The sequence below is a fragment of the Fibrobacter sp. UWCM genome, assembly GCF_900129735.1.
GTDB lineage: Bacteria > Fibrobacterota > Fibrobacteria > Fibrobacterales > Fibrobacteraceae > Fibrobacter.
On the sequence record NZ_FQWR01000014.1, the window covers coordinates 1 to 12,038 of the forward strand.

General features: G+C 55.1%; 11 protein-coding genes. 2 read left to right on the forward strand and 9 right to left on the reverse strand.

Annotation, left to right across the window (positions count from 1 at the left end):
• Positions 1–217: 217 nt before the first annotated feature.
• The 7 genes from BUB22_RS09950 to BUB22_RS09980 all read right to left on the reverse strand — a co-directional run bounded on the left by BUB22_RS09950 (position 218) and on the right by BUB22_RS09980 (position 8,738).
• The gene (locus BUB22_RS09950) at positions 218–913 is read right to left on the reverse strand and encodes a hypothetical protein (RefSeq protein ID WP_073114997.1); all 696 of its coding nucleotides are present in this window, start codon (positions 911–913) and stop codon (positions 218–220) included.
• Positions 910–2,019: a hypothetical protein gene (locus BUB22_RS09955; protein WP_139258944.1), complete on the reverse strand. Its 1,110-nt coding sequence runs from the start codon at positions 2,017–2,019 to the stop codon at positions 910–912. Before BUB22_RS09955 ends, BUB22_RS09950 begins: the two co-directional genes overlap by 4 nt.
• Before the next feature lie 190 nt (positions 2,020–2,209).
• Positions 2,210–3,610 carry a glycosyl hydrolase family 5 gene (locus BUB22_RS09960; protein WP_073114999.1) on the reverse strand — a complete coding sequence of 467 codons (1,401 nt, stop codon included), beginning with the start codon at positions 3,608–3,610 and terminating at the stop codon, positions 2,210–2,212.
• Between the two features lie 24 nt (positions 3,611–3,634).
• Complete coding sequence (locus BUB22_RS09965; RefSeq protein ID WP_254794712.1) at positions 3,635–5,236, reverse strand: glycosyl hydrolase family 5; 1,602 nt, start codon at positions 5,234–5,236, stop codon at positions 3,635–3,637.
• Positions 5,237–5,580: 344 nt separating this feature from the next.
• Complete coding sequence (purM, locus tag BUB22_RS09970; protein WP_073115000.1) at positions 5,581–6,606, reverse strand: phosphoribosylformylglycinamidine cyclo-ligase; 1,026 nt, start codon at positions 6,604–6,606, stop codon at positions 5,581–5,583.
• Between the two features lie 42 nt (positions 6,607–6,648).
• The gene (locus BUB22_RS09975; protein ID WP_254794713.1) at positions 6,649–7,452 is read right to left on the reverse strand and encodes a cyclic nucleotide-binding domain-containing protein; all 804 of its coding nucleotides are present in this window, start codon (positions 7,450–7,452) and stop codon (positions 6,649–6,651) included.
• Positions 7,453–7,457: 5 nt separating this feature from the next.
• Positions 7,458–8,738 carry an ABC transporter substrate-binding protein gene (locus BUB22_RS09980; protein ID WP_073115063.1) on the reverse strand — a complete coding sequence of 427 codons (1,281 nt, stop codon included), beginning with the start codon at positions 8,736–8,738 and terminating at the stop codon, positions 7,458–7,460.
• Positions 8,739–8,816: 78 nt separating this feature from the next.
• Between BUB22_RS09980 and BUB22_RS09985 the strand changes: the two genes are divergently transcribed.
• On the forward strand, positions 8,817–9,665 hold the full coding sequence (locus tag BUB22_RS09985) for a hypothetical protein (protein ID WP_072811845.1): 849 nt from the start codon (positions 8,817–8,819) through the stop codon (positions 9,663–9,665).
• A gap of 20 nt (positions 9,666–9,685) precedes the next feature.
• Here BUB22_RS09985 and BUB22_RS09990 read toward each other — a convergent pair whose 3' ends face one another.
• The gene (locus BUB22_RS09990; protein ID WP_139258949.1) at positions 9,686–10,300 is read right to left on the reverse strand and encodes an NYN domain-containing protein; all 615 of its coding nucleotides are present in this window, start codon (positions 10,298–10,300) and stop codon (positions 9,686–9,688) included.
• Positions 10,301–10,394: 94 nt separating this feature from the next.
• A complete protein-coding gene (locus tag BUB22_RS09995; RefSeq protein WP_254794714.1) occupies positions 10,395–11,309 on the reverse strand; it encodes a tetratricopeptide repeat protein in 915 nt (304 codons plus the stop codon).
• A 449-nt stretch (positions 11,310–11,758) separates the two neighbouring features.
• Here BUB22_RS09995 and BUB22_RS10005 point away from each other — a divergent pair, with 449 nt between their 5' ends.
• Positions 11,759–12,004 carry a hypothetical protein gene (locus tag BUB22_RS10005; RefSeq protein ID WP_254794715.1) on the forward strand — a complete coding sequence of 82 codons (246 nt, stop codon included), beginning with the start codon at positions 11,759–11,761 and terminating at the stop codon, positions 12,002–12,004.
• The last annotated feature ends 34 nt before the right edge of the window (positions 12,005–12,038 follow it).

The window sequence follows — 12,038 nt, forward strand, 5'->3', positions numbered from 1 at the left end:
GTACCATCGTTTCCGAAGGTGAGGCCAATTATAGAATTTTCTGGAAGTTTGGCAAGGGTTTTTCTCGAAAAAATTTCACTTTTTTTCATTTTTCTTGAAAAAACCGGTAAAAACCACCTTTTGGCCAGATTATCAACATATTATTCACTATTTTCGTAAACGCCCGGCCATAACCGCCCCTCGTAATCAAATTATTATGGCAGAGAGATTCAAAATATTATAGCGGAGACATCGGAACCTGGTAAAGCGGGGTGCCCTCTACAACCAGATGCAGGAGTTTTTCAGACAAACTAACATTCGCCGTACGTCCCATTTCACCCCGGACGTCCACCTTGCCGTACGCAAGAACCTTGCCGCGCTTGACATCGGTAATGGAATACTGGGCCTTCACCGTTTTTACACCCGTTGTATCAGCACGTTCGCTTGCAACAATGACGACTGGCGATATCACCACCGCGACTTCTTCCACGTCATCCCTGTATTTTTCGCGAAGCACCGGCACCTCGACCGAATCCGCATCTGCGCCATAGCGATGCCACTGGGCGCGCCGTTCCAGCGCAAACGCAGAATCATCGACGCTCATTACTTCCGCACGGACGCTAAGCGTCGCCGCGGCATAATCCATCTGCTGCTTGAACCAGCCGCTGAAATTGCCGCCGTATTCAGGCCACTCTTTTTTGAACGACGAATACCCGTCGAACATAGGCTCGGAATACAATACCGTAACACTGCGCGGGACTCCGTCCCATTCGGGATCCACCCAGCCGCCAGCCGGCACATGGTCCCTATAGTAGGAATCTTGCGTGCAGTTCATCCAGTCAACGGCGAGTTTCATTACCGTGGTACAGCCACTCAGCACACACGTCATTAAGAACAACATAATCACAAACAAAGGAGCAGTAAACTTTTTCATCGTCCACTCCTTTTGGGCGCACCGAAATGGACCCCGGCAGAAAGATTCAACACCTCGACCAGGCCGCCCTTGTTGCGACCGTCGATCTCGAAGGAGGAATAGCGCAAGGAGAACTGCGCCCGGATATCGATATCAAGGACATTCGTCACGGGAATGAAGCCATCGACCTGCACGCCAACGAGCATAGTTTTTGACGACGGGATATCGTCTACATCTTTCATTTTCAAATCTTCACCGACCATCCCGAATATCACATCCGCCGAGAAATATTTCCATTCCATGAAGGCAAAACCGCCAGACAGCGCCATGGAAAAATGACTGAAGTCGTCACCGGAAATAGAACCAACCTGGAGCAGGAACAGGATGCGCGACATCTGCCATTCGGCCATGATGTTGAACCCGGTCGAAGGCTCCAGTATTTTTTCCAATCCTCCGGAATACATCGCATAGGAATACCCGCCAAGCAGCGTCCAGTGCATCCACTTGGGAGCCACGGACAGATGCTGATCCTCGGCAGCCTTCGCCGTCTCGGGGCTTGCTGGAGGCACCCAACCAAGGTAAGGGCTACCGGGATAGCGTTTGCGAAATTCATTCCACTCCGCAATAGAATTGCTATAGTCCATCGGTTCGCCACCGCCATAGTTCAGCGCGAGGCGTTCCAGGTATATGCCGTAAAATTCGCGCGTCTCGCGCGGGACATTCCTCACCGCCATGGCAAACCGTAAATCGCGATGGTTCACGTTGATGGCCAGATGACGCTTTTCGAGCAGACATTCCCCACCAACAACCTGCAGTTTTTCGCGGACCGCCACAATGGAATCGTGTTTCGCGAGCAGAAAATCTATATGCTCCCAGTACTTCGGCTTGTCTATGGCATCGGCATCCTGGATAGCCCTGCTGTACAGGAGGAATTCCTCTTCATAAGAAAGGAGTACAAAACCGGCAGGCGGCGCGAGGCGTTCCAGTTCCTCGACAGCCCTTTCCGAGGAATACCCGTAAATGGCATCGCGCTTGGCCTTTTCCAAATCCGGGGCAGCGGCAAAAACCGTCTGCACAAGCGACCCGAAAACAAGCAGAAGCACATACAAGTTAACTAGCCTAGACATAACTGCGCCATATAACGAACAAGTGAATATAGAAATTGGAACAAGTTTACCTCAAGAAAATATATTCCTAAACGGGATTGCGATTACCGTTTATCGGCAATTTGTCGCATTCAATCCGAGCATCGGAATCTAGACAAAAAAATGCCGTCTTCACAAGGAAAACGGCATTGAATATTTTCGGAGTATCTCGCTACGGATTATCGCAACCGGCACTCGGATTTACCCAACCGTCTTCCGGGGGAGCCTCACCTGCCTTCCAGCAATGGAGCGTATCGAGCACGTCGCCTTCCTTGTATGTGGACCAGTCCGTCACCTTCTTGATATTGGTTGTCGTAGTGGTATTGAATCGGCTCATGTAATGGTCGATCAAGTACTGCGGACAATCTACTTCTTCGATGTAGTAGGTCGGATTGTCTGCAGCCTTGTACCAATCGGCAAACCAGTGGCAACCGCGCAACAGGTTCGGGAGGCCGGCGTCGCCGAAAGCCGCGTCGCACATATCCTTAATGCACGTCTGGTATGCGACGAGAGTAGCGTCGTAGCCGAGTTGGTTCTGGCATTCGGTCAGGAACCCGCCAAAACCTGCGCCCCAGTTAAAACCAGCACCCTTGTGAACCTGAGTTGTAAGAGCGTCAAAGGCGCCCACGCCACCACCCGGCACCATCAAGTCGAACTGGCCTGCAGGTAAGTTAGCATTGCCGCCAGCCACATCGTTACCGATGTTAGAGGCCATCACGATCATGTGCTTGCCCTTGAGCGCCTTGTGAGTTTCCCTTGGCGGGTTGTTTTCCATCTCGTTCGCGAAGTGGCCATCGTACTGCAAGTGATAGCACTTGCCGCACTTGCTATCGGCAGTGCCCGCAACGTATGCATAAGAAAGTGTATCGTTCACGGCTATAGGCGCCATGTCGGTGCAGGTGAACACGCCCTTTTCCTTTTCGTCGCCGCAAGCGCTTCTGGTCCCGTTGTAACCGAACCAGGACTTCGACACATCACCCAAGGTAAAGGTAGGCACTTCGACATCGTGAATGTTGCAGTTACGTGCTGTGCCATAGTCGGCAAGGTACGCCTCATCGGAAGACGTGTCTGCACGAGTCACATCGTTAGCGTTTTCCCTAAGCCAGGAACAGTGCGGCTTGCAGGCGTCCCAGTAGCGGGTATTCCAGCCGCGTTTTGCCGTGGCGCTGATGTCCTTGGTGTATTCGGCAGGAGGCGGGCCATAAGATTCAAGCGTCGGGAATCCGCTCGCGTCAAGTTCCGGTTCCGCATTCACCGAGCTGCTGCTTACCACAGGCTCAACATCGGCACTGGAGCCCGGAACCAACGAGCCGCTGGAGAACGGTTCCGTGCCGCTCGATACAGGATTGTCCGGATTCTGGGCGACGCCTGCCGATGACATCGGGTTGGTCGGGTCCGTCACATTGCCCGGGTCAACCACACCGGACGAATAAACCGGATTGTCAATCGCGCTGGAACCCGGCTCACCACCCATCGGGTCGGTGGCATTGTTCGAAGCGGCATCGTCGCCGCAAGCGCAAACCATTGCGACCGCACCGGCCGCAACCATCAACTTAAACAATCTACGTTTCATGGCACCTCGTTACGGGGCGAAGGACTAGTAAGTCTTGGCCTTGTCGGCAGCCAGCTGGTCCGGATCGCAGTATTCACCCTGTGCATTCGGGGTCTTGCTGCAGGCGTCCGTAGTGATAAAGTCACCGCCCTTGTACTGGGACCAGTCGGACTGGAACAGAATATTGGTTTCAATGGAAGTGCTGATCGTCGTCTGGTACTTGTCGACCAGGTACTGCGGGCAATCAACTTCTTCCCACTGGTAGGTCGGATTGTCGGCTGCCATAAACCAATCGGCAAACCAATGGCAACCGCGCAACAGGTTCGGATAGTTGGAGTCACCAAAGGCCGCGTCGCACATTTCCTTGACGCAAGTCTGGTAGCAATCCAGCGTACCATCATAACCGCACTTTTCTCCGTTCTGGCAGTATGTCAAGAAGCCGCCATAAGTAGCACCCCATTCAATGCCGGGCTTGGTAATCTGAAGCTGCAGGGCATTGAAGATACCCGGACCACCGCCCGGTACCATGAGGTCGAACTGGCCCGGCTTCACATCGTGACCGATATTGGATGCCATGACAATGATATGCTTGCCCTTGAGAGCCTTGTGCGTCGCCTTGGCTCCATTGCTTGCGCTGGCATCATGGAAGGAACCATCATACTGCAAGTGGAAGCACTTGCCGCACGAGGTTGTCGCATCGCTACCGGCAACGAAGGCGTACGCCAAGGTATCGTTCACGGCCACAGGAGCCATGTCGGTGCAGGTGAAGCCGCCGCCAGATGCGGGACTTGCTTCCTGACACGCATTCGGAGTATTCTGGATACCCACCCAGTAACGTTCCAGTCCCTTGCTGTAGGTAAACGTGGGAATTTCAATATCATGGATATTGCAGACGCGGGCCGTGTAGTGGCTGGCTTCGTATTCCGCCTGGGTATTGATCTTGGGCTTGCCTTCGGCGCCATCGGTACTCGTCTGGGAGCAGTGGGGCTTGCAGGCATCCCAGTAGCGGGTATTCCAGCCGCTGGTGCCGTTGCCGAGAATAGTCTTGAGCGTGGGCACGGGATATTTCTTGATGTCTTCTTCGGGGTTACCGCTCGGCTTGACGGGTTCTGCGCTGCTAGAGCTTTCGGGAGCCACATCGGAGCTGGAGGTCGGATTCACGGGACCTACACCGCTAGAAGAAGTCGGGTCAATTGCACTCGAGAGAACCGTGCCCGAGGAAGTCGGGTCGACCGGATTCACGCCGGAAGAGGAATTGGGATCAGTCGGATTCACGACATCTGCGGAGGAGGAACTCACCGGCACAATCGCACCCGTACCCGGGTCCACCGTCGCATTCGCCGGGCAGACCGTAAGTGCATTCAGGTCAACGCCCGCCGTGATGGGAGCACCGCTCAAGTCCATCAGGACACCGTCAGCAAAATAGCCGACAGGATTTCCGGCTGCATCGGTCACATTGCCGTCGGCGTAAATCACGTACACGCCATTCGCGTTCAAAACAAAGGCATCCGCAGTGGCGACAATACCCGCGCATTCTGTATTGGCGGAAGGGGGATTATTCGGGCTCGAGGCGGAATCGTCACCGCAAGCACAGAGGGCAGCCACGGCGCTGGCCGCAACCATCATCTTCACAAAACGTCTTTTCATAAAGCTCCTTTTCTATTTACGCCCTTAAAAATATATTCTGTTCCCCAAATGCGGAAGTAAAAAAGCAATTTGACGCAACTTTGTGTTCCCAAAACGTGCCCGCGAGTGCCCAATCGCACAGGATTGTGCGACTTTTCGCCACAAAAAAAGACCCTCGCCTTCGCGAGGGTGACAATATAGAATCGCGAGTGCGACGATATGAAAAGACCCTCGCCTGCGCGAGGGTGACAATATAGAATCGCGAGTGCGACGATATGAAAAGACCCTCGCCTTCGCGAGGGTGACGATATAAAATATCGAGGGTGACGATTTAGAATCGTGAGAGCAACGATGCAGAAGCGCGATTAGTCGCGGAACTTCACCTGCTTGGTGCCGGCGACGACTTCACCGATCTGCGTCCACTTCTCGCCCTTGGCTTCGAGGTGTGCAACGACTTCGGCCTTGTCAGAGGGGTCGATGAAGATGAGCATGCCCATACCCATGTTGAAGGTATTGTACATCTCGTCCTTCTCCACAGAGCCAGCCTGCTGGATGAGCTTGAAGATCATCGGCGGGTCCCACGTGGTACGGTCGATAATCACGTCGACATCGTCCGGGAGGATACGCGGGATGTTGCCCTGGTAGCCCGAACCCGTGATGTGGGCGAGGCCCTGGATAATCTTCTTGTTGCAGAGGTCGATGAGGCTCGGGTAGTAGCTGCGGTGCGGCACGGCGAGCGCTTCGCCAATCGTCTTGTCCATGCCGTCGACGAGGGTATCCACCTTGTAACCGGCCACGTCGAACAGCACCTTGCGGGCGAGCGAGTAACCGTTGGTGTGGAGACCGGTAGAAGGCAGACCGAGAATGATGGTACCCGGCTTGATCTTCTTGCCGTCGATGATGTTTTCACGTTCCACGACACCCACGATGGTGCCGGAAATGTCGTAGTCGCCCGGACCGTAGAAGCCCGGCATTTCTGCAGTTTCACCGCCAATCAAAACGAGGTCGTTCTCACGGCAGGCCTTGGCCATACCGGCAACGAGCTTGTCCATGACACCCGGTTCCAGGCGGCCCGTAGCCACGTAGTCCAGGAAGAACAGCGGGCGCGCGCCCTGCACGAGGATATCGTCACAGCAGTGGTTCACGATATCCTGGCCCGGCAGTTCGTGCGTGCCCATCTCGATATCGACCTTGAGCTTGGTGCCCACGCCGTCGACGGAACTCACGAGCACCGGGTCCTTCATGCCGAGGTGGTTCAGCGTGAAGAGACCGCCAAAGTTGCCGACGTCACCGAGGACGCCCTGGTTGAATGTAGTACGTACGGATTTCTTGACACCGACCATCGCTTCGTCAGCTCGGGCCAGGGAAACTCCTGCGTCTGCGTAATTCATCTTTTTTCCTTTGCCCGGAATCGGGCACTTTGTTTTGCCCTGCTAGCGGGCACCTTGTTTTTCATCAATATTTCTGAGCGCATCCAGAATGAGGCTCGTGGTATCGGCCATCTGGTTGATGTTCGTCGTCTCGGGCATCAGGTGCGTATCGAGCTTGTACATGGAGTCGTCGCCCCATGCAAGAATCTGCTCGAGAGCATCCGGCCCTGCCAGTTTACCGCACTTGGCACAGCAGATGCGGCCATCCTGGAACGCGACAAAGCCCCTACCGCCCTGGTTCGATTCGCAAATCACCGTACCGGTAATGCGGCTCTTTTCCATGGTCTGCGCGAAATCGATAAACGGCAACACCTTGCCCGAAGCAAGGAGCGAGAGGCGCTGGAACTCGTCGAACGCCTTGTTCTTCGCACGGAGGCTGTCGCACACCACCTTGTACAGGAACACCATGATGTTGGGGTTCTTGTCCAGGAACTTGACGAACTCGGCCTTCGGGATGTGAAGCACCGTGCAGCCATCCTCGGCAGCGATAATCGTGTTGCTCGTGGGTTCGTTACAAAGAATCGACATCTCGGCAAAGCATGCGCCACTTTCGATATAGGCAAGCACGCTGTAATGCCCATCGGGGAGAATCTGGCCGCACACCTGCGCACGGCCGCTCTGCATCACGCAGAAGAACTGCCCTTCCACTCCGCCCTGGACAATGATCTCGCCAGCATCGTACTCGCGGATCTGGGCGTTCAGCAGCAAGAAGTCGGCACATTCACGCGGCACCTGCTGCAGGAACGGGACCTTTGCTTCGTAGCTGGAGGCAATCCAGCCACCAATACCTGTAGGAGTCTTCATCATATACGCTAATTATAAATATTTCTATACCATCTGTAAGGTTCATCCGGCTTTTTTTCGCCGGTTTTGGGCGCTTTTTCCCCAAAGATGCAACCATGAAGATTCCATACCAGTTCCACGGGCCTTGCGACCGCCCCCTCGTAGAAGTCGTTCCCGCCACCCGCGCTCTTGCGGGCATCGTTCTGGCACACGCGCTTTTCCCTGAACGCCCTTATGCGGGAGAGACGCGGTTCCGCGGCCAGGATTTCTTCGGGCGTGCCGTATATCCCGGGATTCACCCACACGTCGGCGCTGTCGGCAACCGCAAAGATTTCTTCGAGCGAAAGCTTCATCTCGCGGGTGGTATCGCCCGCCCACAAGTAACAGCCGCCCGCCTGCCTGATGAGGCTTGCGGTATAGCTCCTGCCACCCGGTGCATACCACACACCGCCATACGCCATGCCCGCAATTACACGCGGGCCGTTTGCCCTGCAGGCCGTAAGCGGGTCGGCTTCCTTCTTCGCCATATCGGGAATCAGGCCCGAATACGTTTTCGTAACGAGCGCCGCCTGCGGTTCCACACCGAAGAGTTTTGCAAACAAACTAATCCAATCGAATTTCGCGAACGGAGTGTCTTCTTGCCATTCCGAGGTAAGCATGAGCGGAATATCGAGCGTGGAGAGCCTTTCGTAATCGTCGTAGGCGCCACCCGTAGCAAATGTCATCACGAGGTCGGGCTTGAGCGACACCACCTTCTCGAGCGATACCTGAGGACCGTTCCCGACCTCCACGATTTCACCCGCAGTCACGCGCGCGGCAAGCGCGGAATCCACGATATACCTGCCCTCGCCCACGCCCATTATGCGGTCCTCGACACCGAGGCGGAGCATGAACCCGAGTTGCGCCGAAGACAGCACGACCACGCGCCAGAGCGGAACCCGGAGGGGCACCGCGCCCGCCCATTCCCTGCCCGCGGAAAGCTTCCGGAGCGTCGCGGTATCGGAGGCAAGGGCGGAATCCACCAGCACGAAGCGCTTGACCAGCGTATCGCGCCCGACTACGGAGCGGATTTCGGCCAGCGGCTGCCCGCAGGATACACCCATCCGGAGCAGGCGGGCGTATTCCAAGGGGTAAAACTGCACGGAATCCGAACAGAGGGGAGCGTTGCCTGCCCGCGATTCGCGGGAAGACGTTTCCCCGCGGGAATCCCCCCCGCAGGCGGCAAAAAACAGGGCGACAAGCACCGCGAGAGCCAACCTAGCCCCCAGGAACGGCCTCAAAAAAGCACGTAAATCGTTGATTTTTAACACTTTATGAAAATTTTCCCTGCACATGTGCAAAAGATAATGTATTTTATACACCGGAATTTACTTATTTCGGAGTCTTGTATGAAGACAAAAATAGTTTACCTGGTCTCGCTCCTCTGCGCACTCACGTTCGCGACAAGCGCGTTCGCAGATTCGGAAGACGGTTTCTACGAGAAGGACCATATCCGCGGGTTCATCTCCTTCGGCGCTGACTACCGCGGCATGTTCGACGGTTTCAACGACTACGTGAACACCATTGCGAGAATCAATCCGGGCCACATGATAAAGGACAGCTCGGGCACAGCCGAACGCTATTCCGGCACACTGAAGTATGCCCCGTTCGACGACTGGTATGTCGGGCTGCACCTGAACATCGGTGCGCAGTACAAGCAGTTCCTCACCTGGTTCAACATCAACCTGACTCCGACCCAGATTTCGGAACGCCCCGCCGAAACTTACAACGTAACAGGCGAGTCTTCCGGCAACTCCGAAAAGATGCCCCTGTACGACGTCAAGTGGTTCTCTTACGGCGTGGACTGGATGTTCGCATGGAAACTCTTCGGCGAGCACACGTTCATCAACCTCATCCCGGCCGTGGGCTTCGGCTTCAACCTCATGAACTTCCACATGGCATCGAACTTTGCCATCGGCGAGAACAGCAACTACGTGGACCTTCGCGACCGCTACTACAGCACGATGGACATGTCGTTCAATACCGAACTTGAACTCCGCCTGGAATTCGACCCCATCGCCATCGGCATCTACGGCGGCTACCGCCACGTCGACTACAGCGACCTCGAAGTCGAGGGCAAGCTTGTCGAGCACGGTCCGTTCGACACCGACAACAACGGCGACACCTGGTTCGTGGGTCTGCGCGTTACCTGGATTTTCATGAGTGACTGGCAGCGTAAGCAGGCAGACAAGCTGTAGAGACCGCCCGCGCTTTATTTTTACCCGTCGCAGAAGAGGCCGCTACCCGCGGCACCCATTAGGCCTTCGGCCACGCAATCCATCGCCACGTAGAACGTGGCGTTTTCCTTAAGGTTCCGGTCGGTCTTCCACACCACATTGCGGTCGTTCTTCACGTACTGGAAGTTCCAGCCCATAAGGAGCGTCTTGATGCCCATCGCAGAGAGCTTTTCGGGCAAGGGCGCGAACTGCCTTTGCGAACTCAGGAGCACCAGCGCGTCCATCCTGCTGTATGTCGCGAACATCATCACATCTTCCATGAGCGACATGTTGGGCTTTACGCCATCGGGCCCTACCTGCTCGCAATAGTGGATCTGGAACCCGGTATACCTGAGTTCCCGTTCCAGGCACGAGATTCCGTGCGAATGGCAGTACATTTGCGGGTCCTTGTACGGATGGTAGTAATGGCACTGCATCTGCGCATACCGCGATACGGGCGTGAACAGGCGGAGCGCCTCCTTCCGCGCCCAGTTCTTGATGGCGCGGAAGTCGAGCGGCGTGTGGCAAGGGTGGTAAAGCCTGTAGTAGTCGTTGGCTTTCTTGAGCGTGTATCCGTCCACGATGAAGAATACACGCAAGGGTGCTTTTGTCGTCATGGGAATCTCCGTTTTTAAGTGTTCCTATCCTTAAAACGGAAATCCCCCCTAAAATAAGCCAATAAAATTTTGTTTACGTGAAAATTTTACAAAGCTAGTCCAGCAAGTCCCTCTTGTCCAGGTCGTCCGTCAGGGAGCCCGGCATCCAGTTCTTCATCTTCTTGAACGTATCGTCATTAAGCTTTTCACGCCACGCCTGCATCTTGACCTTGTCGCCCATGTCGGCATAGATGCGCACGAGGTTCATCACCGCGCACCAGTAGCGAATGGACTTGCCCGTACGCGCCATGTAGTCCGCGGCACTCTTCTCGTAGATTGCGGCAGCCTCCTTGTAGCGTTTGAGCCTGTAGAGCATGTCGGCCTTGACCTGCAACAGCACCGGATGGTTCGGGACCTTGCCGAGCCCGCGCTGCGCAAGCTTGAGACCCGCATTAAAGTCACCCTTGTCATAATGCATCCAAACTAGCGAAGTGAGGTACAGCGGCCAGAACCGCTTGGAGCCCGTAGCAACGGAATCGAGCACCGCAAGGTATTCGCTGCGGCGATCGGACTTGAACGGCACCCAACTGAAACTCTTGTCTATGTAGTATGCGTATATCGCGTAGAAGGCGCGCGCCTCCTGTTCCGGAGACTCCTCGAACAGCTTTGCCGCAGAGCGCGTAGTCATGGCGCCCTTCACCGAATGGCCCGACTCGCTCTGCACGTAGCCCAGCTCGAACTTGCGGAGAGCCTCCCACAGCCCGGTAGAGGCGCACTTCTCGAGGTTCACACCCGCCTTCAGCAGCGACGCCGTATCGCCCAGGTCGTCATAGCGGCTCACGCGAACGATGTTCTCGAGCACGCAGCCTACACCGTCGTCACTCCCGCGGACTTTTTTTGCGAGCGCCATGGCACCGTCGTAATCGAGCGCCATGGACTTCTCGGTCACCTGCTCGGACAGTTGCATCAGGGGCGCCGGGAGCGCAAGCGTAAGCGACCCGCCAAAGGCGAGCGCGAAAGGCAGTACCACAAGTGCCAAGATACGGGTAAACACAATACTCCAAAAATAAAAAATTTGGCTATTCACAAGCAGTCCACAAACAAGCTTTCGGCGCATGTTCATAAGTGAAGGGCAAAAACAGGGCGCAATTTTATAATCCAACATGGAATAATTGGAAAACACGTTCAACAAGGATACAGCCCTGTCAAAAAACGACAAATTATCCCCTTTAGAATCAACGAGTTACGGATATCCCGAAGCCCTGCAAACCTTGTATTATGGGCACTTGCGGCACGCGCTGTCGAAACTTACAATAAGAATATTTCTTTACAAATGGTGGTCTTTCGGGGCCTATAAAATCTATAATAAAAACAAGAAATCCACAATGTTTTAACAATCATGTCACCAACCGCCGGCAAGAGGGACGAGCACGACATGACAAACCCGTAGAAAATTGCGATAAGCGTATGGAGGCAACCATGAAACCAATCCATAAAACATCCGCGATATCATTCTACCTGATCAACTCCGGGTTCAAGGCCTTCAAGAACAGGATCCGCGAGGAGTTGAGCGCCATCTGCAGCACTCCGCTGGAATCCCTCGTGGATGACTCGAGCCTGCAGGTGTATTACCGGAGCGGAGAATCCGCCGACTACGTCGCCGCCTGCATCGCGGGCCCCAACTGCGAGATTGACGACGATCTGGATTTTGCCGACGCGGGATAGCGAGAACTTTCTCTCTGTAAAAAAGGAGCCCGCG